Annotated in this window: 25 protein-coding genes; 12 read left to right on the top strand and 13 right to left on the bottom strand. The window is 70.7% G+C overall.

Going from position 1 to position 22,577, the window contains the following annotated elements:
• Positions 1-14 precede the first annotated feature (14 nt).
• Positions 15-692 carry a phosphatase PAP2 family protein gene (locus tag ACOFKS_RS02490; RefSeq protein ID WP_419807672.1) on the top strand — a complete coding sequence of 226 codons (678 nt, stop codon included), beginning with the start codon at positions 15-17 and terminating at the stop codon, positions 690-692.
• Here ACOFKS_RS02490 and ACOFKS_RS02485 read toward each other — a convergent pair.
• Both ACOFKS_RS02485 and galE read right to left on the bottom strand, forming a co-directional pair.
• Positions 672-1,496 carry an HpcH/HpaI aldolase/citrate lyase family protein gene (locus tag ACOFKS_RS02485; RefSeq protein WP_419807671.1) on the bottom strand — a complete coding sequence of 275 codons (825 nt, stop codon included), beginning with the start codon at positions 1,494-1,496 and terminating at the stop codon, positions 672-674. The genes ACOFKS_RS02490 and ACOFKS_RS02485 overlap by 21 nt on opposite strands.
• Positions 1,493-2,485, bottom strand: coding sequence for a UDP-glucose 4-epimerase GalE (galE, locus tag ACOFKS_RS02480; protein WP_419807670.1), 993 nt, complete (start codon positions 2,483-2,485; stop codon positions 1,493-1,495). The genes ACOFKS_RS02485 and galE overlap by 4 nt, the downstream gene beginning before the upstream one ends.
• Before the next feature lie 46 nt (positions 2,486-2,531).
• On the opposite strand from galE, the gene msrA reads away from it, so the two are divergent.
• Positions 2,532-3,086, top strand: a complete 555-nt coding sequence (msrA, locus tag ACOFKS_RS02475; RefSeq protein ID WP_419807669.1) for a peptide-methionine (S)-S-oxide reductase MsrA — start codon at positions 2,532-2,534, stop codon at positions 3,084-3,086.
• A 116-nt stretch (positions 3,087-3,202) separates the two neighbouring features.
• Here msrA and ACOFKS_RS02470 read toward each other — a convergent pair whose 3' ends face one another.
• Positions 3,203-4,204, bottom strand: a complete 1,002-nt coding sequence (locus tag ACOFKS_RS02470) for an L-threonylcarbamoyladenylate synthase (protein ID WP_419807668.1) — start codon at positions 4,202-4,204, stop codon at positions 3,203-3,205.
• 41 nt (positions 4,205-4,245) lie between these two features.
• Between ACOFKS_RS02470 and ACOFKS_RS02465 the strand changes: the two genes are divergently transcribed.
• The gene (locus ACOFKS_RS02465) at positions 4,246-5,934 is read left to right on the top strand and encodes an acyl-CoA dehydrogenase (RefSeq protein WP_419807667.1); all 1,689 of its coding nucleotides are present in this window, start codon (positions 4,246-4,248) and stop codon (positions 5,932-5,934) included.
• 124 nt (positions 5,935-6,058) lie between these two features.
• A complete protein-coding gene (locus ACOFKS_RS02460) occupies positions 6,059-6,874 on the top strand; it encodes an arylamine N-acetyltransferase family protein (protein ID WP_419807666.1) in 816 nt (271 codons plus the stop codon).
• On the opposite strand, the gene ACOFKS_RS02455 is transcribed toward ACOFKS_RS02460, so the two are convergent.
• Genes ACOFKS_RS02455 through ACOFKS_RS02445 form a run of 3 tightly spaced genes read right to left on the bottom strand, consistent with a single transcriptional unit; the run spans position 6,871 to position 8,269 of the window.
• Positions 6,871-7,275 carry a hypothetical protein gene (locus ACOFKS_RS02455; RefSeq protein WP_419807665.1) on the bottom strand — a complete coding sequence of 135 codons (405 nt, stop codon included), beginning with the start codon at positions 7,273-7,275 and terminating at the stop codon, positions 6,871-6,873. The two genes, ACOFKS_RS02460 and ACOFKS_RS02455, sit on opposite strands and share 4 nt — an antisense overlap.
• Positions 7,272-7,643: a GntR family transcriptional regulator gene (locus tag ACOFKS_RS02450; protein WP_419807664.1), complete on the bottom strand. Its 372-nt coding sequence runs from the start codon at positions 7,641-7,643 to the stop codon at positions 7,272-7,274. Before ACOFKS_RS02450 ends, ACOFKS_RS02455 begins: the two co-directional genes overlap by 4 nt.
• Positions 7,644-7,690: 47 nt before the next feature.
• Positions 7,691-8,269: a nitroreductase family protein gene (locus ACOFKS_RS02445; protein ID WP_419807663.1), complete on the bottom strand. Its 579-nt coding sequence runs from the start codon at positions 8,267-8,269 to the stop codon at positions 7,691-7,693.
• Positions 8,270-8,360: 91 nt separating this feature from the next.
• Here ACOFKS_RS02445 and ACOFKS_RS02440 point away from each other — a divergent pair, with 91 nt between their 5' ends.
• From ACOFKS_RS02440 to ACOFKS_RS02425, 4 genes are all read left to right on the top strand, one after another.
• Positions 8,361-10,010 (top strand): peptide MFS transporter, encoded by a 1,650-nt coding sequence (locus ACOFKS_RS02440; RefSeq protein ID WP_419807662.1) that lies wholly within the window; start codon positions 8,361-8,363, stop codon positions 10,008-10,010.
• The gene (locus ACOFKS_RS02435) at positions 10,007-10,699 is read left to right on the top strand and encodes an NnrU family protein (protein ID WP_419807661.1); all 693 of its coding nucleotides are present in this window, start codon (positions 10,007-10,009) and stop codon (positions 10,697-10,699) included. The genes ACOFKS_RS02440 and ACOFKS_RS02435 overlap by 4 nt, the downstream gene beginning before the upstream one ends.
• Positions 10,700-10,842: 143 nt before the next feature.
• Positions 10,843-11,370 carry a hypothetical protein gene (locus ACOFKS_RS02430; RefSeq protein ID WP_419807660.1) on the top strand — a complete coding sequence of 176 codons (528 nt, stop codon included), beginning with the start codon at positions 10,843-10,845 and terminating at the stop codon, positions 11,368-11,370.
• A gap of 1 nt (position 11,371) precedes the next feature.
• Positions 11,372-12,004, top strand: coding sequence for an OmpA family protein (locus ACOFKS_RS02425; RefSeq protein WP_419807659.1), 633 nt, complete (start codon positions 11,372-11,374; stop codon positions 12,002-12,004).
• On the opposite strand, the gene ACOFKS_RS02420 is transcribed toward ACOFKS_RS02425, so the two are convergent.
• Positions 12,001-12,993 carry an aldo/keto reductase gene (locus ACOFKS_RS02420; protein ID WP_419807658.1) on the bottom strand — a complete coding sequence of 331 codons (993 nt, stop codon included), beginning with the start codon at positions 12,991-12,993 and terminating at the stop codon, positions 12,001-12,003. The two genes, ACOFKS_RS02425 and ACOFKS_RS02420, sit on opposite strands and share 4 nt — an antisense overlap.
• Positions 12,990-14,240 carry a dicarboxylate/amino acid:cation symporter gene (locus ACOFKS_RS02415; protein WP_419807657.1) on the bottom strand — a complete coding sequence of 417 codons (1,251 nt, stop codon included), beginning with the start codon at positions 14,238-14,240 and terminating at the stop codon, positions 12,990-12,992. Before ACOFKS_RS02415 ends, ACOFKS_RS02420 begins: the two co-directional genes overlap by 4 nt.
• 132 nt (positions 14,241-14,372) lie before the next feature.
• Here ACOFKS_RS02415 and glmM point away from each other — a divergent pair, with 132 nt between their 5' ends.
• On the top strand, positions 14,373-15,713 hold the full coding sequence (glmM, locus tag ACOFKS_RS02410; RefSeq protein WP_419807940.1) for a phosphoglucosamine mutase: 1,341 nt from the start codon (positions 14,373-14,375) through the stop codon (positions 15,711-15,713).
• Positions 15,714-15,722: 9 nt separating this feature from the next.
• Here glmM and ACOFKS_RS02405 read toward each other — a convergent pair whose 3' ends face one another.
• Positions 15,723-16,736, bottom strand: a complete 1,014-nt coding sequence (locus ACOFKS_RS02405; protein ID WP_419807656.1) for an NAD(P)/FAD-dependent oxidoreductase — start codon at positions 16,734-16,736, stop codon at positions 15,723-15,725.
• Between the two features lie 215 nt (positions 16,737-16,951).
• Here ACOFKS_RS02405 and ACOFKS_RS02400 point away from each other — a divergent pair, with 215 nt between their 5' ends.
• The 3 genes from ACOFKS_RS02400 to ACOFKS_RS02390 are packed head-to-tail and all read left to right on the top strand — an operon-like array spanning position 16,952 to position 18,718.
• Entirely contained in the window at positions 16,952-17,191 is a 240-nt protein-coding gene (locus ACOFKS_RS02400; RefSeq protein ID WP_419807655.1) for a DUF1272 domain-containing protein, read from the top strand.
• Positions 17,188-18,192: a histone deacetylase family protein gene (locus ACOFKS_RS02395; RefSeq protein ID WP_419807654.1), complete on the top strand. Its 1,005-nt coding sequence runs from the start codon at positions 17,188-17,190 to the stop codon at positions 18,190-18,192. The genes ACOFKS_RS02400 and ACOFKS_RS02395 overlap by 4 nt, the downstream gene beginning before the upstream one ends.
• 52 nt (positions 18,193-18,244) lie before the next feature.
• Positions 18,245-18,718, top strand: a complete 474-nt coding sequence (locus ACOFKS_RS02390; RefSeq protein WP_419807653.1) for a DUF1440 domain-containing protein — start codon at positions 18,245-18,247, stop codon at positions 18,716-18,718.
• Here ACOFKS_RS02390 and ACOFKS_RS02385 read toward each other — a convergent pair.
• The 4 genes from ACOFKS_RS02385 to ACOFKS_RS02370 all read right to left on the bottom strand — a co-directional run bounded on the left by ACOFKS_RS02385 (position 18,710) and on the right by ACOFKS_RS02370 (position 22,577).
• Positions 18,710-19,738 (bottom strand): sensor histidine kinase, encoded by a 1,029-nt coding sequence (locus tag ACOFKS_RS02385; RefSeq protein WP_419807652.1) that lies wholly within the window; start codon positions 19,736-19,738, stop codon positions 18,710-18,712. The genes ACOFKS_RS02390 and ACOFKS_RS02385 overlap by 9 nt on opposite strands.
• A 2-nt stretch (positions 19,739-19,740) precedes the next feature.
• The gene (locus ACOFKS_RS02380; RefSeq protein WP_419807651.1) at positions 19,741-20,184 is read right to left on the bottom strand and encodes a response regulator; all 444 of its coding nucleotides are present in this window, start codon (positions 20,182-20,184) and stop codon (positions 19,741-19,743) included.
• A complete protein-coding gene (locus tag ACOFKS_RS02375; protein WP_419807650.1) occupies positions 20,181-21,692 on the bottom strand; it encodes a sensor histidine kinase in 1,512 nt (503 codons plus the stop codon). The genes ACOFKS_RS02380 and ACOFKS_RS02375 overlap by 4 nt, the downstream gene beginning before the upstream one ends.
• Before the next feature lie 123 nt (positions 21,693-21,815).
• Positions 21,816-22,577, bottom strand: a complete 762-nt coding sequence (locus ACOFKS_RS02370) for a 3'-5' exonuclease (RefSeq protein WP_419807649.1) — start codon at positions 22,575-22,577, stop codon at positions 21,816-21,818.

The following is a 22,577-nucleotide window of genomic DNA, read 5'->3' as shown; positions in this document are numbered from 1 at the left end:
GCTATGACCCGGCGATGCTCGATCCCCGTCCCACCCGTCGTCCACCGCCGCTACTCGTCGGGGCGGGTGTGGTCGCGCTCGGGCTGGCGCTGGTGCTCGCCGCCGGGTTCGCGTTGGGACGCTGGCCGCTCGCTCTCGACCGCGCGATCCTGCTCGGCCTGCGCGCGTGGGGCGGGCCGTCGTGGCTGCGCGGCGCGGCGGTCGACGTGACGGCGCTGGGCAGCGTCACGGTGCTGACGCTGGTGGTGATCGCCGCCGCCGGGCTGCTGATCGCGGAGCGGCATTACCTGACCGCGGGCGTCGCGCTGCTGGCGACGATCACCGGCGGTCAGGCGGTGACGCTCATCAAGCATCTCGTCCACCGCCCGCGCCCGACGCTGGTCGAGCACTGGACGACGATCCACGACCTGAGCTTCCCCAGCGGCCATTCGGCGTCCAGCGCGATCGTCTATCTGACGCTCGCCGCGCTGGCGACGCGGACGATGCGGAGCACGACCGGCAAGCGCTACGTCATGGCCACCGCGATCGTGCTGGTCGGGGCGATCGGGGTCAGCCGCGTGTATCTGGGCGTCCACTGGCCGTCGGACGTGCTGGCGGGGTGGAGCCTCGGGACATTCTGGGCGCTCGGCTGGTGGCTGGCAACGGCGCGGTTCCGGCAGTCGCTTGGGGCTTCACTGGGCCGCGGCGAGTAGCCGCTGCGCTGCCTTCAGGTGCGGCGCGTCGACCATCCGGCCGTCGAGCTGCAACGCGCCCGCGCCCGGATTAGCGGCGAAGAGGTAGACGACGCGGCGGGCGTGGTCCAGTTCCGCCGCCGACGGCGTGAAGGCGGCGTTGATGACCGGCACCTGCGTCGGGTGGATCGCCATCATGCCGGTGAAGCCGTCGCGCCGTCCCCGCGCGGCATAGGCGGCGAGGCCGTCCAGGTCGCGGAAGTCGGGGTAGACGGTCTCGATCGCGGGCACGGCGGCGGCGTGCGCGGCGAACAGCGTGAGGCTGCGGGCGAGCTGGTAGGGCGCGGTATAGCCGCCGTCCGCCTCGCGCGCGGTGCCGGCCCCGATCGCGGCGGGCAGGTCCTCCGCGCCCCAGGTGAGACCCGCAAGCTGCGCGGCGGCCTCACGATAGGAGCCGAGCCCGAAGATCGCGGCGGGGGTCTCGGTGGCGACGGGCAGGATCGGCAGCGCCGTCCGCTCGCCCAGCCGCCGGATGTCCGCCGCACCTTCCGCCTTTGGCAGGACCAGTCCGTCGGGCGCCGCGTCGGCGAGGGCGGCGAGATCGTGGTCGACGAAGGCCGAGTCGAGCGGGTTGATCCTGACGAACGCGGTGATGCCACGCTGCTCCGCCAGGTACGCCGCCACCGCCGCGCGCGCCGCCGCCTTGCGGTCGGGCACCACCGAGTCCTCCAGGTCGAGGATCAGCGCGTCCGCGCCGCTCGCCGCCGCGTTGGCGAAGCGCTCCGGTCGGTCGCCTGGCACGAACAGCAGCGACCGCAGCCTCATGCCTGCCGCTCCGCGAGCGTCCGTTCCCATGCCAGCGCATCGCCGACGATGCCGTCGAGATCGTCGTGCTGCGGCCGCCACGGCAGCGCCGCCAGGATCGCGCGGTTGTCCGCGATCAGCTCCGCCGGATCGCCGGCGCGGCGCGGCTCCAGGCGGCGCTCGATCGTGCGGTTGGTGACGCGGTCGACCGCGTCGAGCACCTCCATCACCGAGAAGCCACGGCCATAGCCGCAGTTGAGCGTGTGGCTCTCGCCCGGTCGTTCGACCAATAGCTGCAATGCCGCGACGTGCGCCGCCGCCAGGTCGGACACATGGATGTAATCGCGCACCCCGGTGCCGTCGCGGGTCGGGAAATCGGTGCCGTAGATGCCGACCGCGTCGCGCTTGCCGATCGCCGCCTCCACCGCGATCTTGATGAGGTGGGTGGCGCCCACGGTCGACTGACCCGACCGCCCCTTCGGATCGGCGCCGGCGACGTTGAAATAGCGGAGCGCCGCATAGTTGATCGGATGCGCCGCCGCGACGTCGCGCAGCATCGCCTCCGTCATCAGCTTCGAGGTGCCGTAGGGGTTGATCGGCACCGTCGGATCGCCCTCCGCCACGGGCACGCGCGCGGGCGTGCCATAGGTCGCGGCGGTCGAGGAGAAGATGAAATGCGGCACGCCCGCCGCCACCGCGCTCTCGATCAGCGCGCGCGTCGCGACGGTGTTGTTGCCGTAATATTTGAGCGGATCGTTGACCGATTCGGGCACCACCACCGAGCCGGCGAAATGCATGATCGCGCGCACCCGGTGCTCGCGCAGCACGTCGGCGATACGCGGATCGGCGACGTTCATCTCGACCAGCGTCGCGCGCGCATCCACCGCCCAGGCGAAGCCGGTGACGAGGTTGTCGACGACGACGACCTCATGCCCCGCATCGAGCAGCGCCAGCACCGCATGGCTGCCGATATACCCGGCGCCGCCGGTGACCATTACTTTGCCATCCATTGCCGCGCGTTAGCCGCTTCCTACATCTGGAGAAAGGAGATCACTGATGACCGAATATGCGACGCTGGCGGGCGGCTGTTTCTGGTGCACGGAGGCGGTGTTCAAGGATGTGATCGGGGTGGAGAGCGTCGAGTCGGGCTATATCGGCGGCCATGTCGAGAACCCGACCTATCAGGCGGTCTGCAATGGCTCGACCGGGCATGCCGAGGCGATCCGGATCGGCTTCGATCCCGCGCAGCTGCACTATGGCGACCTGCTCGACATCTTCTTCGCGACCCACGATCCGACCCAGCTCAATCGCCAGGGCAACGACGTCGGCACGCAATATCGCTCGGCGATCTTTCCCGAGACGGTGATGCAGGAAGAACAGGCGAACCAGGCGATCGCGCGTGCGCAGACGGACCAGTCGAAGCCGATCGTCACGACGATCGAGACGCCGGAAGGCGTTGGCGCCGAATGGTATCCGGCGGAGGGTTATCACCAGGATTACTGGGAGAGTTCGGGGCGGTCGAACCCCTATTGCATGGCGGTGATCCCGCCCAAGCTGCAGAAACTGCGGAAGAGCTTCGCGGCACGCGCGAAGTCGATGGCGACCGCCTGATCCACCGGACGAGCGGTTCGCCCTTCCGTCATCCCCGCGCAAGCGGGGACCCAGCTCCCGAGTTCAGGTGATGGGTCCCCGCTTTCGCGGGGATGACGAACAGCTGCGAACAGGGGTCAGCCTCGGTGCGCCGCGCGGTGGAGGCGGTCGTTGATCGCCGCACCGATCCCTTCCATCGGCACCGGCGCGACCGCGATACGAGGTTTGTCCGAAGCATCGGCGCGGTGAAGCGCGGCGAACAGCTGCGCGGCGGCTGCGGTCAGGTCGCCCGTAGCGGACAGAGTGTCGTCGCCGGCGAGTGCGCCGAAGCCGATCAGCCACTCGCCTGACTCGGCGACCGTGGCGTTCAGTCGTAGCGGCTTATCGGGCGCGTAATGCGATGGTAGTTGGCCCGGCGCGGTCGGCTTCCACCCCTCCGACGGCCGTCCTTTCGAGGGAAGTGTATCGGAAGTCGGGGCTGCGGTCTCTTCGGCGGTGTTCGCAACCGGACTCTCGCCTTCGCTGGTGTGGAGTGCGTTCGCGACCATCGCCGCCGTCACCGGTCCCGGCCGCAGCACCGCGCGTCCCGCCACGATCGTCGATTCGACCCCCGCCGGGCAGGCGCCGTCGTCGAGGATCAACGGCACCGCCGCGCCCAGACTCGCCGCGACATGCGCCGACGTGGTCGGGCTGATCCCGCCGCTCCGATTCGCGGACGGGGCCGCCAGCGGTGCGCCGCTCGCCGCCAGCAGGGCCCGCATCGCGCGGCCCGCCGGCACCCGGATCGCGACGGTCGGCAGCCCCGCCGTCACCGCGCGCGCCAGCCCCGCCCCTTCGCGCACCGGCAGCACCAGCGTCAGCGGCCCCGGCCAGAACGCCGCCGCCAGCGTCTCCGCATCCGCATCGAACACCGCCAGCGCCCGCGCCGCCGCGACATCCGACACATGCACGATCAGCGGATTGAAGCTCGGCCGACCCTTCGCCGCATAGATCCGCGCCACCGCGTCCGCCCGGCGCGCGTCGGCGGCGAGGCCGTAGACGGTCTCGGTCGGGACGCCGACGACCTCGCCCGCCGCGATCAGCGCGGCGGCGCGCGCGATCGCGGCGTCGTCGAAGGGCAGGATGGTTGGTGTCGCCATGCCACGCCGCTATAGCCCGGCGCCGAGGAGTTTCGAGAGCCATGCCCTTCACGCCCCCCGTCGCCGACCAGCGGCTGGTCCTGAACGAGATCGTCCGCCTGCCCGAGCTCGCCGCCACCGAGCGGTTCGCCGCCGCCACTCCCGACGTGATCGACGCGGTGCTGGACGGCGCGGGCGAGTTCGCCGCGGGCGAATGGGCGCCGCTCGCCAAGGTCGGCGATACCGTCGGCGCGACCTGGACACCCGATGGCGTGGTGATGCCCGACGGCTATGCGCGCGCCTATCGCGATTATGTCGAGGGGGGCTGGGGCACGATCGGCGTCGCCGAGGAATGGGGCGGACAGGGTATGCCCTTCGCTGTGCAGACGGCGGTGCTGGAGATGCTGGGCGGGGCGAACATGGGCTTTGCGCTGTGCCCGACGCTGACGGTCGGCGCGATCGAGGCGCTCGCGCATCACGGCTCGCCCGCGCAGCAGGCGGCTTATCTGCCCAAGCTCGCGACCGGCGAGTGGACGGGCACGATGAACCTCACCGAGCCGCAGGCGGGCAGCGACGTCGGGGCGCTGCGGTCGAGCGCCGTCCCGCTCGGCGACGACAAATGGTCGGTCAAGGGCACCAAGATCTTCATCTCGTTCGGCGACCACGACATGGCCGACAACATCGTCCACCTCGTCCTCGCCCGCACCCCCGACGCCCCGGCGGGAACGCGCGGCATCTCGCTGTTCCTGGTGCCCAAAATGCGGCTCGACGGCACCCCCAATGACGTCCGCGTCGTGTCGATCGAACACAAGATGGGGCTCCACGCCTCGCCGACCTGCGTGCTGTCGTTCGGCGACCATGACGCGTGCGTCGGCGAGCTGATCGGCCCGGAACATGGCGGGATGCGCGCGATGTTCACCATGATGAACAACGCGCGGTTGAACGTCGGGCTCCAGGGAGTGCAGGTGGCGGAGGGCGCGACGCAGGCGGCGGTCGCCTATGCGCTCGATCGCGTCCAGTCCGCCCGCGCCGGCGCGGCAAGCCGTGATTCGGTCCCGATCGTCGAGCACCCCGACGTCCGGCGGATGCTGCTCCGCATGAAGGCGCAGACGCTGGCCGCGCGCGCGCTGGTCTATTACGCCGCCGGTCAGGTCGACCGCGCCGGGCTCGGCGATGCCGCCGCGCGCAACCGGCTGGAGATCGTCACCCCACTAGCCAAGGCGCACGGCACCGATCTGGGCAACGAGGTCGCCAGCATCGGTATCCAGGTCCATGGCGGCATGGGCTATATCGAGGAGACCGGCGCCGCGCAGTTCTTCCGCGATGCCCGCATCACGCCGATCTACGAAGGCACCAACGGCATCCAGGCCGCCGATCTGGTCGGGCGTAAGCTGGGCCTCGACGGCGGCGCGGCGTTCGCGAGCCTGATCGCCGACCTGCGACAGGATGCCGAATCGGAGGAACTGCTGGCGCTGATCGACGCCTGCGACGTCATCGGTGGGCGGCTCGCGAACGTCGGGCACGATGATCGGCTGGCGGCGAGCTATCCGTTCCTGACGATGTTGTCGGTGGCGGTGTGCGGTTGGCTGATGGAGCGGCTCGGCCGCGCGGCGGATGCGGGCGAGATGACCCGCGTCGCGGCGCGCTTCTACGTCGCACAGATCGTCCCCGAGGCGCTCGGCCTCCGCGCCGCCGCGACCGCCAGCGCCGACGTCCTCTACAGCCTCCCCGCCGAGGCGTTCGCCGCCTAATCCTCCCCGGCACGGGAGGTGGCGCGTGCGAAGCACGTGACGGAGGGGGCTTACCGCGAGCATACCGCCTGTGGCGGCCTCCCTCCACCCCTACCCCCTTCCAGGAGGATCAGAGAGAAGACCCATGTTCGACCTCCCCGCCTATCTCTCCCGCATCGGCCTGCCCGCGCGCGTCACCACCGACGCGGAGGGGCTGCACCGGCTCCAGCGCGCGCACCGGCTGGCGATCCCGTTCGAGAACCTCGACATCGCGCTCGGTCGCCCGATCGCGATCGATTCGGCCGCCGTCTTCGCCAAGCTCGTCGTCGCCCGGCGCGGCGGCTATTGCTTCGAGCAGAACCGGCTGTTCGGCGACGCGCTCGCCGCCCTCAGCTTCGTCGCGCGGCCGCTGCTCGGCCAGGTGCTGCTGAGCGGCACCCCCAGCCCGCCAGGCACTCATGCGCTCAGCCTGGTGACGATCGCCGGGCAGAACTGGATCGCCGACGCCGGCTTCGGGGGCAGCTACGCCCCGCCGATGCCGCTCACCGATGGGGCCGAGGCGAGCGCCCCGGACGGCGCCCGTTTCCGCCTTCAGGCTGACGGCGACGGCTGGACGCTGCTGCGCGACGGCGACCCCTGCACCACCGACGGACGCGGCGGCGGTCCCGGCTGGCGCCCGCAATACCGCTTCACGCTCGCCGAAGTCGACGATGCGGCGATCGCAGCGGGCAACGACTGGGCGGCGACCCACGCCGACAGCCGCTTCGTCGCGCACCGTATCGTCTCGATCGTCCTCCCGAGCGGCTTCGCCCGCCTCACCGACCGCGACTACCACCGCCAGGTCGGCGACGCCGTCAGCGAGGGCGAGATCACCGACCCGCGCGTCTATCGCCTGCGGCTGAGCCTGATGTTCGGGATCGACCTGACACGCGAGGAAGTGGCCGCGCTGGGCCTGTTCTAGACGGCCCGCAACCGCGCCGACGCGATGTGCCAGCGCAGCTGCGCCGTGGTGGCGCCGTCGACGCCGTTGACCCGGCGAAGCACGTAACTGCCGCGGAAGCGCTGGCGGGTGCCGTTCCTCAGTGTCGCCGTGACCGTCACCGGCACCGTGACGAACACCGATCCCGCCGCACCCTCGCCGTCCGTCGGCGTGCCTGCGACGACGCGGGTATGCGCGGTGCGCGCGAAGCCGCTCGCAAACGCCGCGCACCTCTTGCCGCTAGCGCCGTTCCAGAGCTGATATGCGGTCCGATAGCGACCCCGCTCGATCGCCGCGTAGTAGCGCTGCACGACCGCGCGCGCCGCCGCAGGCGTGGTCTGGGCGGCGGGGAGGCCGCCGGCGAGCAGCAGCAGGCCGATCACGCGCGCTCGGCCTCCAGCAGGTCCGCGGCATCCAGCCCGAGCAGTTCGATATAGTCCCGGATGCGCGGCCAGTGCCCGGTCACGAAGCGCTCACGCTCCGCCACGCGCAGCCGCTCCGCCGCGCCCGGTAGCACAAACATGCCGACACCGCGCCGCACCTCGACATAGCCGTCGTCCTGGAAGCTCTGATACGCCTTGGCGACGGTCAGCGGATTGGCGCCGTGCTCGGCCGCCAGCGCGCGCACCGAGGGCAGCTGATCGCCCGCGCGATATTGCCCGCGCAGGATCGCCGCCGCCACGGTGGCACGCAGGCGCAGGTAGACCGGCGAGTCGCCGTCACCCAGTCCCGTGCCGCCCCATGCTGTCATGCTGCCTTAATACAGCAACGGGGGTCGCGAGTCCAGTTGCGCCACCGTCACCATCGCGACACGATCGCTGTCAGGTCGGGCCGGGGCCGCTCCTCCAGCGCGCGGCCGGGCGTGCCGATGAAGACGAAGCCGACGATGCGCTGGTCCGCGTCCCCCGACGCCTCCACCAACGCATCGCGCACCGCGTCGGAAAAGGCGGGCCAGCCCGTCAGCCACCCGGCCGCATAGCCCATCGCGTGCGCCGCATGGAGCAGGTTCATCGCCGCCGCGCCCGCCGACAGCTTCTGCTCCCATACCGGCACCTTGTGGTCTCGCACCGGCGCCGACAGCACGACCACCAGCGCCGGCGCCTGCGTCGCGAACTGCCGCGCCGTCGTCAGCTCGTGCGCCGGCGCGCCGGGATGATCGTCCGCCCAGACCCGCGCGAGCAGATCGGCCAGCCGGGCGCGATCCTCGACGACGACGAACCGCCACGGCGCCAGCTTGCCGTGATCGGGCGTCCGCGCCGCGATCGCGATCATGCGGTCGATCTCCTCGCCGGTCGGTCCGGGGGCGCCGAGATCGCGCGGCTTGCCCGAGCGGCGGGTGGCGAGCAGCGAGAGCGGGGTGGTGGCATCGTTGAACATGGCCGCGCCCTTACCCGCCGCGCGCGACGATGGGGAGGATTTACACGGGGCGGACAGTCGCTAGGCTCGGGCGCGGCAAGTGGAGAGTGGCGTGGGCTTCAAGAACGTGGCGTCGTGGAACGAGGGCGACTGGATCGCGGCGCTGGGCGCGATCGCGCTGTTCGCGGTGCTCGCCTTCGGGCTGTCGCTCGGCGGCCGCAAGTCGGACGAGGTCGTCGGCCATCCCAAGGGCCTGTTCGTGCTCTTCTATGCCGAGATGTGGGAGCGCTTTTCCTATTACGGCATGCGCGCGCTGCTGATCTTGTATCTCACCAAGTTCTGGCTGTTCGGGGACGGCAAGGCGAACCTGATCTACGGCGCCTATACCAGTCTGGTCTACATCACCCCCGTGCTCGGCGGCTATCTGGCCGACCGCTATTTGGGGCAGCGCAAGGCGGTGGTGTTCGGCGGCATCCTGCTCGCGATCGGCCACGGCTTCATGGCGTATGAAGGACTGCAGGGGGTCACCGATCCGGTCGTCAAACAGGGCGATCCGGCGCTCAACGTCTTCTGGTTCGCGCTGGCGCTCATCATCGTCGGCTCCGGCTTCCTGAAGGCCAACATCTCCGTCATCGTCGGCCAGCTCTATCGCCTGACCGACGGCCGCCGCGACAGCGCCTATACGATCTTCTACATGGGGGTGAACACGGGTGCGGCGCTGGGCACCATCCTGGTCGGCTATCTGGGCGAGACGGTGGGCTGGTCCTACGGCTTCGGCTTGGCCGGGATCGGCATGGTCGTCGGCCTCATCATCTTCGCGATCGGCCGCCCCGCGCTGCGCGGGCAGGGCGAGGCGCCGGGGCCGTTGGCGAAGGCGCGCGAGTACACGCTCTACGCCATCGGCCTCGCCGCCGTCGCCGTGATCTGGCTGCTGGTCCAGTATCAGGACGTCGTCGGCAACCTGCTCGCCGTCGCGGGCGTCGCGATGCTCGGCTACACGCTGTACGAGGCGTTGAAGCTGCCCAAGGAACCGCGCGAGCGGATGTTCGCGATCCTGTTCCTGATCGCGCTCAACCCGATCTTCTGGGGTCTGTTCGAGCAGGCGGGCGGCAGCCTCAGCCTCTATACCGACAAGTTCGTCGATCGCGGCGGCGTGCCGACCAGCCTGTTCCAGTCGATCAACCCGATCTACATCGTGCTGCTCGGCCCGATCTTCGCCGGCCTGTGGCTGATGCTCGGCAAGCGGGGCCGCGACCCGTCGGCGCCGGTCAAGTTCGGGCTGGCGCTGTTTCAGGTCGGGCTCGGCTTCCTGGTCTTCGTCTGGGGCGCGAAGGCGGCCGGGCCGGGCGTCGCGACGCCGGTGCTGTTCGTGTTCCTGATCTACCTCCTCCACACCATGGCCGAGCTGTGCCTGTCGCCGGTCGGGCTGTCGGCGATGAACCGGCTGACGCCGCGTCACCTCGCCAGCTTCATCATGGGCGCGTGGTTCTACATGACGGCGGTCGGCAACTTCATCGCCGGCAAGATCGGTGAGGCGACCGGCGGCGAGGGCGGCGTGATGACGCAGGGCGGGACGCTGTCGATCTATCAGACGATCGGCTGGGTCAGCATCGGCGCCAGCGTCGTCGTGCTGCTGGTGTCGCCGGTGGTGAAGCGCTGGATGCATCTGGACACGCTGCGTGACGACGACGAACTCGCCGGACAGGCGCAGCTCGCCGAGCCGGAGGCCGCGGGCTTTCGCGTCGCGGGCGAGACGCGGTGACCGGTCTGGGCGCCGTCGTCGCGGCCGCCGTCGCGTTCGTCGGCACCCATTTCGCGATGTCGCACCCGTTACGCCGGCCGCTCGTCGGGGTCACCGGGGAGCGCGGGTTCCTGATCCTGTATTCGCTGGTGTCGTTCGCGACGCTGGCCTGGCTGGTCGTCGCCTATCGCGCCGCGCCGCCGGAGGCGCCGTGGTGGACGCCCGGCGACGCGTTGTGGGCGGTGGCGACCGTCGTCATGCTGATTGCGAGCATCCTGCTGATGGGGTCGCTGCTCGGCAACCCGGCGCTGCCGACCGGCGGCGCGCCGGGCAAGGTGCCTGACCGGGCGCGCGGTGTCTTCGCGGTCACCCGCCACCCGATGATGTGGTCGTTCGCGCTGTGGGCGGGGGTCCATGTCGCGGTCTATCCGATCGCCGCCAACGCGGTGCTCTGCGCCGCGATCGCGGTGCTGGCGCTGGTCGGCGCGGCGATGCAGGACCGCAAGAAGGAACAGCTCCAGCCTGTCGAGTGGCGGGCGTGGGAGTCGCGCACCGGCTATTGGCCGTTCGCCGCCATCGCGAGCGGCCGCGCGAGCTTTGCCGGGTTTCGTCCGCACGACATCGCCGGCGGCGTCGTGATCTGGCTGGCCGCGACCTGGGCGCACCTTCCGCTCGCCGGCTGGGCGGCGGGGGTGTGGCGGTGGATCTAGCCCAAGCGGCACCGGCGCCGCGCGACAGCGTGGGCAAGCGGCAAGCTCGGGCGACTCTACGCGGCGGCTACCGGCGACGTCGCGAGTGAGGGAACAAAGCCGCCCGTCGCGGCTACTGTGGCAAACGATCGGGAGAGAAGGCGATGAAGGCATATCCGGTTCTGGCCGTTGCGATCGTGTCGCTCGCCGCCTGTCAGCAGCGCGGCGCCGACAATGTCGCCGATGTGGCCGCGCCCGCCGCGACCACGCCCGGCCTGCCCGCTCCGGCCGCGTCCACGCCCGCCCCCGTCGCGGCGGGTCCATCGCTCGGCCAGTCGATGGATGCCAAGGAGGAGCTGCGGCTCGACGTGATCGAGGCGACCCGCGCGGGCGGCATCCTGACGCTGCGGACCCGCATCACGCTGGTCGGCGGCAAATCGGGCAGTCGTCCGGTGCCCGGCTCGGTCAGTGACGGCATCTATGTCTCGGCGGCGGACAAGAAGTACCTCGTGCTGAAGGACGACGCCGGCAAGGCGCTGATGTCCAACAACTATTATCCCAGCTTCGATCAGATCGGCGCGTCGTCGACCTGGTGGGCCAAGTTCCCCGCGCCGCCACCGGAAGTGAAGGCGATCGACTTCTATTTCAACGACTTCACGCCCGTAGGAAACGTCGCGATCACGGACCGCTGACGTGATCCCGTTGTGGAGAGGCGCGCCGCTGGTCGCGACGCTGCTCGCGACCGCCGCGGCCGCGCAGACCGCGAGCGAGGAGGCGACCGCCGACGCCGCCGCCCGCGCCGCGCTGCCCCGCGCGGAGATCCGCACGCTCCTGCCCGAGGTGCGGACGATCCAGGGGCTGGGCGGCGGCATCGGTGGTGATGCGCGGACGATCAGCGGCGCCGTCGTGCCGATCGCCTCGCTACAGCGATCGCTCGCCGGCGACGGGTTGGCGACGCGGCTGGTGGGCGGGCGGCTGGAGGTCAGCCTGCCCGGCGACGTGCTGTTCGACTTCGACAAGGCGACGATCCGGCCCGACGCGATCCCGACATTGGCGAAGGTCGCAGATGCCGCCGCGCGGAGCGGACGTCCGATCACGGTCGAAGGCCATACCGATGCGCGCGGCGGCCCCTCGCATAATCGGCCGCTGTCGGAGGCACGTGCGCGCGCCGTCGCCGACCGGCTGGTCGCGGCGGGCATCGAGCGGGCGCGGATCACCAGCGTCGGCTTCGGCGCGACGCGGCCGGTCGCGCCCAACAGCGATGCCGCCGGACGCGACGACCCGGCGGGACGACAGCGCAACCGCCGCGTCGCGGTCGTGCTCTAGATCCGCACCATCTTCATGCCCCGCTCGGCATAGCGCGGCCCCGCCGTGCCGCCTTTCGGTGCCGCCTCGTCCAGCTCGCGCAGGTCCTGCTCGGTCAGCGCCACCTTCCACGCGCCCGCCGAATCGCGCATCGTCTCGCGTCGCTTGACGCCGGGGATCGGCACGATGTTCGGCCCCTGCGCCAGCAGCCAGGCGAGCGCGATCTGCGCGTTCGACACCTCGTGCCGCGCCGCCACCGCGCTCACCGCATCGACGACGCCCAGATTCTTGGGCAGGTTCTCCGCCGAATAGCGCGGGTCGTTGCGCCGCCAGTCGTCGGCGCCGAGATCGTCGAGGCTCCTGATCCCGCCCGCCAGAAAGCCGCGCCCGAGCGGCGAATAGGGCACGAAGCCGATATCGTTGGCGCGACAGATCTCCAGGATCTCGTCCTCGACGTCGCGCTCCCACAGCGAATATTCACTCTGCAACGCCGCGATCGGATGCGTCGCCACCGCACGGCGCAGCGTGTCCGGCCCGGCTTCGGACAGGCCCAGGTGACGGACCTTGCCCTCCTTCACCAGCTCGGCCATTCCGCCCACCGTCTCCTCGATCGGCACGTTGGGGTCGACGCGGTGCTGATAGAACAGGTCGATCGTGTCGATGCCCAGCCGCTGGAGCGACCCTTCGACCGCGCGCCTGGCGTTGGCGGGCGAGCCGTCCAGCCCGGCCATCTGGTCGCCGTTCCACTTCATCGCGAACTTGGTCGCGATCACCAGGCCGTCGCGCTTGCCGTCGATCGCGCGGCCGACCAGCTCCTCGTTAGAAAACGGGCCGTACATCTCGGCGGTGTCGAAGAAAGTGACGCCGAGATCGATCGCCTCGTGGATGGTCGCGATCGACTCGCCCTCGTCCGCCGCGCCGTAGCTGATGTTGCCGCCGGCGATCATCGGCATGCAGCCGATGCCGATCGCGGACACCTCGAATCGCTGTCCCAGCCACCGCTTCATCATGCTAGAGTCTCCTCGGCCACCGCATCGGCGGCCTGGTCACGGGTAACGATCGCGGTCAGCGCCAGGTTGCTCGTGACGTTGCCCAGCGTGCGGAAGATGTCGGGGATCGTCTCCACCGCGATCAACAGCCCCAGCGGCGCCAGCGGCACGCCCATGGCCGACGCGATCGGGACGACGGAGGCGAAGAAGGTGATCTGGCTCGGCAGGCTGATCGAGCCGAGCGACGTGACGGTGCCGACCAGCACCGCCGCCGCCACCGCCCCGGCCGATACCTCCACCCCGAACCAGCGCCCGATATACATCGCGATCGCGACGTTCATCGCCGGCTGCGTCGCGCGGAACATCGCGACGCCGAGCGGCAGGGTCACGCCCGATGCCCCGCGCGGCACCCCCATCGCGCCCACCGCCTTGAGCATCGCGGGCAGGGTGGCGAGCGACGACTGCGTGGACACGGCGAAGATCTGCGCCGGCAGCGCCTGCTTCGCGAACTGTGCGACCGGCACCCGCGCGCCGGCGACGACGACGAGATAGGCGACGATCGTCACCACCACGCCGACCGCGGAGATCACCAGCAGATAATGGACCAGCGCCCCGAACGCGGCGCTGCCCGCCCGCGCGCCGACCAGGAACGCGAGCGCGAACACCCCGATCGGCGCCAGCAGCAGCACCCACCCGACCACCACCAGCATCGTGTCGCGGATCGCGGCGGACAGCCGGATCAGCAGCGCGCGTCCTTCCGCGTCGATCCGGGCGAGCGCGAACGCGAACACCAGCGTGAAGACGATCAGCGACAGCAACGCGCCGTTGCTGGCGGCGGCGAAGACGTTGGTAGGGATGATGGCGGCGAACAGCTCGCCGATCGGTGGCGCGGCGGCAACCTCTGGCGACCCGCCGAGCGCCCCGCGCAATGCCCGCGCCGCGTCGACCGGGATCGGCACGGCATTCAGTATCAACGGGGTCAACAGCGCCGCGACCGTGCCGTTCAACACCAGCAACACCAGCGTGCCGACGATCGTCCGCGCCGCCAGCTTGCCGGCGCTGGCGGCTTCCGCGGTCGATGCGACGCCGGTCACCAGCAGCGACACCACCAGCGGGATGACCGTCATCTGCAATGCGTTGAGCCAGGCGGTGCCGACCGGCTGCGCGATCAGGATACCCACCCGCGCCGCCTCTCCCCAGCGCGCGATCAGGATGCCGCCGAGCAGGCCGGCGAGCAGGGCGAGGAGGATGCGGGTGGGTCGCGACACGGTGGTTCTTTCGTCACCCCGGCCTTGTGCCCGAGTCCGCTGGGGAGCACAGGCTGTGAGCGGGAACCTGGACGATCCAGCCTGGACGACCCTGGATGCCGGGACAAGCCCGGCATGACGATGGAAAATGCGATGGCGCGCAAATATTTCGGCACCGACGGCATCCGGGGGGCGACCAACACCGCGCCGATGACGGCTGCGATGGCGATGAAGGTCGGCATGGCGGCCGGCGCGTACTTCCTGCGCGGCGAGCACAAGCACCGCGTGCTGATCGGCAAGGACACCCGCCTGTCGGGCTACATGCTCGAATCGGCGCTGGTGGCGGGGTTCACGTCGGTCGGGATGGACGTGGTGATGGTCGGGCCGATGCCGACGCCGGCGGTGGCGATGCTGACCCAGTCGATGCGTGCCGACATCGGCGTGATGATCTCCGCCAGCCATAATCCCTATGCGGACAACGGCATCAAGCTGTTCGGCCCCGACGGCTTCAAGCTCTCGGACGACGCCGAAGCGGCGATCGAGGAACTGATCGATGGCGACGTGCCGCTCGCCGCGTCGGGCCAGATCGGCCGCGCGCGCCGCGTCGACGACGCGCAGGGCCGCTACATCCACTTCGCCAAGTCGACCTTCCCCTCCGACCTGACGCTCGACGGGCTGAAGGTCGTGATCGATTGCGCCAACGGGGCCGCCTACAAGGTCGCGCCGTCCGCGCTGTGGGAGCTCGGCGCCGACGTGATCGCGATCGGCGTGACGCCGGACGGCACCAACATCAACCATCGCGTCGGCTCGACCGCGCCGCAGACCTGCGCGGAGACGGTGGTCGCGTCGGGCGCCGATATCGGCATCGCGCTGGACGGTGATGCCGACCGGCTGATCGTCGTCGACGAGACGGGGCGGGAGGTCGACGGCGACCAGTTGATGGCGACGATCGCCGGCGGCCGCGCGCGGGCGGGGACGCTCAAGGGCGGCGGGCTGGTCGCGACGGTGATGTCGAACCTGGGGCTGGAGCGGCATCTGGCGGCGCAGGGGCTGGCGCTCCACCGCACCAAGGTCGGCGACCGCCACGTGCTGGAGGCGATGCGCGCGCGCGGCTTCAACGTCGGCGGCGAGCAGTCGGGGCATATCATCCTGTCGGACTATGCGACCACCGGCGACGGCCTGGTCGCGGCGTTGCAGATCCTCGCCGAACTGAAGCGCGCCGGTGCGCCGGCCAGCGAGGTCCTCCACCGCTTCGAGCCGCTGCCGCAGGTGTTGAAGAACGTCCGTTTCGACAAGGGCGCGACACCGCTGGAGGTCGAGTCCGTCAAGACCGCGATCGCGGCGGGCGAGCAGACGCTGCACGGCACCGGCCGCATCCTGATCCGCCCGTCGGGCACCGAACCCGTGATCCGCGTCATGGCCGAGGGCGAGGATCGGGGTACGGTGGAGGCGGTGGTCGACCGCATCTGCGCGGCGGTGCGGGCGGCGGCGTAGCAGCCGGCCTCAGTCGCCCGCGATCGCCGCGGCGACCTCTCGCCCGAGCAGCGGCGCGAGCAGCACGCCGGGATGCGCCACCAGACCGAACAGCCCCGCGCACCCTTCCAGCGCGCCGCAGATCGGTCCGTCCACCGGCATCGGCCGCTCGGCCGTCGCGGCGGATCGGCAGACGGGCGGTGCCGGCAGCCGCAGCAGATCGGCGATGGCGCGCGCATAGTCGGCCGCCATCGCGGCCACGCCCGCGGTGCCGCCCGGCGGCACGTCCGCCGCCGAGACGAGCCCGCCGTCGAGGCCGGGACGCACCTCCAGTTCGCCGGCGTAAACCAGGTGGCGCAGCCTGTCGGGCGGCGCGTCGAACCGGAGCAGCATCGCCGGCGAGGCGTTCACCCGCAACGTGACGCCTGCCGACCGCGCCAGCGTCACCCCGCCGACCCCGTTGGCGAGCAGCACCTGGTCGGCCGTCACGTCGCGGCCATCGGCCCGCACACCGGTCGTGCGCCCGCTCGCCGTCAGCACCGCCTCCACCCGTCCGTCGATCAGCGTCGCCCCTGCCGCCGTCGCCGCCGCCATCAGCTGCGCCGCCAAGCGGCCGGACTCGACGGCCATCTCGTCGGGTGCCCAGGCCGCCAGCGCAGGCGCGGCAAGCCGCGGCACGCGCGCGAGCACCGCCCTACGCGACAGCGATTCGATCCGCACGCCCGCCGCCCGTAGCGCGTCGATCCGCGCCGCGGTCGCGTCGTCGTTCTCGCCCCAGGCGATTGTGCCGCGCGCCGCGACCGGCAGCGGCCCTAGATCGCTCGCCAGCCGCGTATATTCGGCCAATGCCTCCAGCCGTCGGGCGATCACCGCCGGCAGCGGCGGCTCCGTCGCGAGCGTGCCGAGCCAGCCGTACGACGCGGCGGTGGCACCCGGACGGCCGTCGCGGAACAGCGTCACCGCCGCGCCCGATCGGACGAGATGCCATGCAGCGGCCGCACCCGCGATGCCGCCGCCGACGACGATGACCCGGCGTGCCGCCATTCCGCTCCCCTCCAGTCTGCTCGTCCTGCGCGGCGGCACAGGGCTCTTGCTCTTCTATCGGCTGACCGCCTGCGATACGACGGAAAGGTAGCGGCCGGCTCGGTTCCGGGGGCAGCATGTGGCGGTCGCTGTGTGAGCAAGCCGGCGCACGGTCGATTGTCGGACCTGAGTGCTTGAGCCTTCCGGTTCGCGTCGGCCGCGCCTATTCCACGTCCATGCTCGCCATGCACCCCGACTGCCAGCGCTGCGGCGCCGACCTGCCACCGCAATCGGGCGGTGCGTTCATCTGTTCGTTCGAGTGCACCTTCTGCGCCGAATGCGCCGATGCGCTCGACGAGCGCTGCCCGAACTGCGGCGGCGAGCTGCTCGACCGGCCGACGCGCACGGGCAAGGCGCTGAAGGATCATCCCGCCGCCGCCGAGCGACGGTTCCGCGACGGAGGGATATCAGCATGAGACATTTTTTCTCGCCACGCCAGCTCGCCCACGCGCCCGCGATCGAGCTGCACAACGGGGCCTTCGTCCCTTATGCCGAGGTGCCTGCGCGCGCCGAAACCATCCTGCGCGCGATCGGCGGTGCCGAGGAGCCGGCCGACCATGGCCTCGCCGCGATCGAGGCGGTGCACCCGGCCGCGTATCTCTCCTTTCTGCGGGACGCGCCCGCGATGTGGCGCTCGGAGGGGCGCTCGGGCGATGCCATCCCCTATGTCTTCCCGGTGGTCGGGCGGCGACCGCTGCGGCTCGACCGGATCGATGCGCTGCTGGGTCAATACGCCTATGACGCCACGACGCCGATCACGCCCGACACCTGGAATGCCGCCTATTGGGGCGCGCAGACCGCGCTCGCCGCGACGCACGCGGTGCTCGACGGCGAGCCTGCCGCCTTTGCGCTTTGCCGCCCGCCGGGTCACCATGCCGGGGCCGATTACTGCGGTGGCTATTGCCACCTCAACGTCGCCGCGATCGCCGCCCAGGCCGCTCGCGATGCCGGCATCGCGCGGGTCGCGATCCTCGACATCGACTATCACCACGGCAACGGCACGCAGGACATCTTCTGGGAACGCGGCGACGTGTTCTACGCCAGCGTCCATGCCGATCCCGCCACCGACTACCCCTTCTACTGGGGCCATGCCGATGAGGTCGGCGTCGGCGACGGAGAGGGCGCGACGCTCAACCTGCCGCTGCCGCACGGCACGACGCTGGACCCGTTCCGCCGCGCGCAGGCCGAGGCGCTCGACGCGATCGCCCGGTTCGCACCCGACCTGCTGGTCGTCAGTTTCGGTGCGGACACCTGGGAAGGCGACCCGATCAGCCACTTCGCGCTCAGGACCGCCGATTACGCGGTGCTCGCGCGCGGCATCGCTGCGCGCGGCTGGCCGACGGTGATCGTGATGGAGGGCGGCTATGCCGTCGACGCGCTCGGCGACAACGTCGTGGGCTTCCTCAGCGGCTTCTGACCGGAACGCCGCTCCTGCTGTGCCGTTCTGTCCTGACAACGGGAGATCAGGAATGGCTTGGTGGAAGGTCCTTGCGGCGGGGGTGGTCGGCGGCATCGCCGCGACGGCCGCGACCAGCCTGTATCAGGCGCTCGCCGCGCCCGCCTTCGGGCAGGACGGCGGCGACGGCGATCCGGCCAATGTCCAGGCCGCCGACTCGGCGAGCGAGCTTGTCGCCGGCCGGCCGGTGCCCAAGCCGGGGCGGCAGGCGGCCGGTAGCGCGGTTCACTATGCGACCGGCATGGCGCTGGGCATCGGCTATGCCGTCGCGGCGACCCGCGCACCGGCGGTGACGAAGGGGCTCGGCGTGCCGTTCGGACTAGGCGTGGCGTTGGTGCTCGACGATCTGCTGGTGCCGGCGTTCGGCTGGGGCGACTGGCCGGCAGAAACCGGCGCGGCGACGCATGCCTACGGCCTTACCACTCACGCGGTGTTCGGCGCGGTGCTGGAAGGCGGGCGGCGGCTGGTCCTCGACGCGCTAGACTAACGCGGCACGCAGCGTCGCGCGGACGCCGGCGTGAGCGGAGTCGTAGGTGACGCTCGCCCGCAGGCTCTGCGCCATCGCGCGGATCAGTTTCTGGCCCAGTCCCGTCCCGCGCGGGCCCGCATCGGGCACCATGCCGCAACCGTCGTCCTCGACCACCAGTTCGAAGTCGTCGTCGGTTTCCCGCAGGCGCACCCGCACCTCGCCACCGCCGGCGGGATAGGCGTATTTGCATGCGTTGGTCACCAGTTCGGTCACGATCACGCCCAGCGACACGGCGCGATCGGTCGGCAGGCGCACCGATTCGGCGAGCAGCTGCAAGCGGCGCGGCGCGGCCTCGCTCGACAGCGTCTCCCCCAGTTCGTCGATCAGCGCGCGCAGGTATTCGCGCATGTCGACGCTCTCGACGTCGCTGGAGGTGTAGAGCCGCCGGTGGACCTGCGCGATCGCGTCGATCCGCCGCTGCGTATCTTCCAGCGCGCCGCGTGCGGCCGGGTCCGATAGCGCGGTGGCCTGCAGCCGGATCATCGCCGACACGATCTGGAGCGAGTTGGCGACGCGGTGATTGACCTCGCCCAGCAGCGCCTCCAGCCGCGCATTGCTGGCGATCAGGTCGGCGTCGGCGGTCGCCTTGTCCCGCTCCAGCCGGGCGCGGTCGAGCACGGCGGCGAAGCTGGCCGCGAGCAGGTCGAAGAAGTCGCCGCCGACCGTCTTGACGACATAGTCCGCCGCCCCCGCCTTCAGCGCCGCGACCGCGATGCGGCCCTCGTCGGACCCGGTGACGTAGACCACGGGCGTGGTGTCGCCCCGCGCGCGCAATGCCGCCAGCGTGGCGAGCCCGTCCATGCCGGGCATGTAATGGTCGATCGCGATCAGGTCGAAGCGGTCGTTGGCCGCCTTTTCCAAGCCAGCCACGCCACTTTCGGCATCCGCAACATCATAGCCCAGCCGCGTCAGCGCACGCGTCGCCAGCCGCCGGATTCCGTCGTCGTCGTCGACATATAGGACGCGAACGCCGGCCAAGATCAAACTTCGGGGTCCGGCACCTGGATCACCGACAGGAACAGCCCGAGCTGGCGGATGGCCTGGGCGAAGCTTTCGTAGTTGACCGGCTTGGTGATGTAGACGTTGCAGCCCAGATCGTAGCAGCGCTGGATCTCGACCTTGTCGTCGGTGGTGGTGAGGACCACCACCGGCGTACGCCGCAGCGGGCTGCCCTCCGCCTTGATCTTGGCGAGGATGTCGGTGCCGCTCATGTCGGGTAGGTTGAGGTCGAGCAGGACCAGCGCCGGGCCGTTCAGCGCCGGGCCTTCGGGCGAATCGAACATGAACTCCAGCGCACTCGTCCCGTCGAGGAAGTGCCTGATCTGGTTCATGATTCCGGCCCGCCGGATATTCTTCTCGATCAGTCGCGCATGGCCTTCGTCGTCCTCGATCATCACGATGCTGACGGAGCGATGATCGGTCATGGCCGGGGTGCCTCTGCTTGAAAGACGGGGGGCAGGACGAGGCGGAAGGTCGACCCTTCGCCGAGCGTCGAGACGAGGTCGATGGTACCGCCCAGGCGATAGGCGAGCGCGCGGACATGCGCCAGCCCGATGCCTTCGCCCGGCTGATCCTGTGCGCCCGAGCGGCGGAACAGGTCGAACACGCGCTGGTGATCGGCAGGGGCGATGCCGCGGCCGTTGTCGCCGACCGACACCGCCACCCGGCCGCCTTCGACCGTGCCGGTGATGTCGATCCGGCCGGGTCGGCCGGGCTGCAGGTATTTGGTCGCGTTCTCGATCAGGTTCGAGAGGATCTGCTCGACCGCCAGCCGGTCGCTGGCGAGCGCCGGCATCGGGCGGTGGACCGTGACGGCGGCGCCGCGCTCGTCGATCGTGTGGGCGAGTGCTGCCACCGTGTTGTCGGCGATCATGCCCAGGTCGAGTGGCTCGGGGCTCAGCACGCGGCGGCCCTCGCGCGACAGCTTGAGGATGGCGTTGATGAGCCGGTCCATCTTCTGGGTCGAGGTGCGGATGAACCCGATCGCCTCCGGCAGATCCTCGCGCGCCGCGATCCGGTCATCGGCGGTGACCAGGTCCGGCGCATTCTTTTCGGCGCGATCTACCAGCGCCGCGAGCGTCGCGCCGGCCGCCTCCAGCTCGGCGGTGAAACCCATCACGTTGACCAACGGCGAGCGCAGGTCGTGGCTGACGATATAGGCGAAGCGCTGGATTTCCTCGTTGGCGCGGGTGAGGTCGGCGGTGCGCTCGGCGACCTGATCCTCCAGCCGTTCGTTGAACCCGCGCAGCCGGTCACGCGAGGCGGCCAGATCGCGGGTGAAGCGGAGCATCGTCAGCGCGGTCAGCCCGACCAGCAGCGCCAGCATCGCGCCGGCCAGGCCGGTGACGACATAGAAGATGCCGGTCGAGCGCTGCAGGTCGCGGTCGCGGATGGCGAGCAGGCGCCGCTCCTCCGCGCCCAGTCGCCCTGCACTCTCGCGGACGACGCGAGGCCGCCTGAAATCGGCTTCGGCGATGAAGACGCGCTGTGCCTCGTCCAGCCGGCCGGCGCCGACCAGCGCGATCGTGCGCGCCCGCGCGGCGGTCAGCGCGGCGTTGGCGCGACGGTAGGTGACGAGTTCGCGCTGCTGCACCGGATTGTCGCGGGTCAGGTCGGCGAGTGCGGCGATGGCGGGCTCTACCGCGCGTTCGAAGCCGGCATAGGCGTCGAGATAGACGTCCTGGTGCGCCAGGAGGTAGCCGCGCCGCGTCGTCTCCGCCTGCTCGACCAGCTTCTGCGTCCGTTCGATCGCGATCTCGACCCGATAGGTATGCGCCACCCACGCCGCATGACGCTGGTTCTCGCGCTGCACCCAGATCGCGGCGACTCCGGCCGCCAGCAGCAGCAGGAAGCCGAGCGCCAGCGAGGCGATGAGATATCGGCCGATGGACTGGTCGTTCGCCCCCATCCGCCGCGCGAGCGCGCCGAACATGGTCGTGGCTATAGCGTAACGATTTCAGAACGCTAGAGCAGCAGGGTCGCGCTTCAGAGCAACAGCTCCTGCGCGCCTTTGTTGCGCTTCAGAGCAACAGTTCCTGCGTGCCTCTGTTGCGCTTCAGAGCAACAGTTCCTGCGCGGTTGCCCGGCCGACGCTGCCGCCGCCGCTGCGGCGGTCGAACTCGGCCTGGGCGGTGAAGCGGACGTCGGGGTCGCGGTCGGTCAGGAAGCCCATCAGCGATTCGTGCGCGATCTCTCGCCAGTCCTTGCCACGATCGGGACCGTAGCGGACGCGGGGCAGCAGGCCGGGGGTGCGGGACCATTCGATCAGCTGCGCGACGCTCGCCTCGTTAAGCATGTCGCGGAGGTGAAAGGCAGTGACATAGGCGTCGGGAAAGGCGCGGTGGGCGGGCAGGCCGCGTTCGTGTTCCAGCCCGTGCGGCTTGCGCCAATAGCGCAGCACCTGGTTGGAGAAGGCGGGACTGTCGGGCCAGAGCCGCAGCGCGCATTTCCAGGTGCAGATCCAGTCGGCGCCACGGGTCAAAGCGGGGGTGCAGAATTGCTGTTCGAAGTCGGCGCGATGCGCGGCGAGCGCGACCCGGCGGGGCCAGGGGTCGAGCACGGGCCGGGCGACGTCGTGCCAGAACGGCGCGTCGGCTACTTCCTCGTCGAGGATGTGGTGGACCGCCTGCGTGACCGGCGGGATGGCGCGGCCGGGATTGACCCAGCGGGCACCGCCCTCGCCCTGGATCTCCCACCGACCGTCGCTGCCGAGCGCGACGTCCTGCCAGCCGATCTCCAGCACCCCGTGCGCGGGCGGGGCGTTGCCCGTGGTCTCTAGGTCGATGACGCGGACGATCTGGGGCGGGGGTGGAGGCAT

Origin of the sequence: Sphingomonas sp. (genome assembly GCF_965200135.1) — a bacterium.
In the GTDB taxonomy this organism is placed as follows: Bacteria; Pseudomonadota; Alphaproteobacteria; order Sphingomonadales; family Sphingomonadaceae; genus Sphingomonas.
The sequence above is the reverse complement of the archived record's forward strand: the minus strand, read 5'-3'. Positions and strand labels throughout refer to the sequence as shown.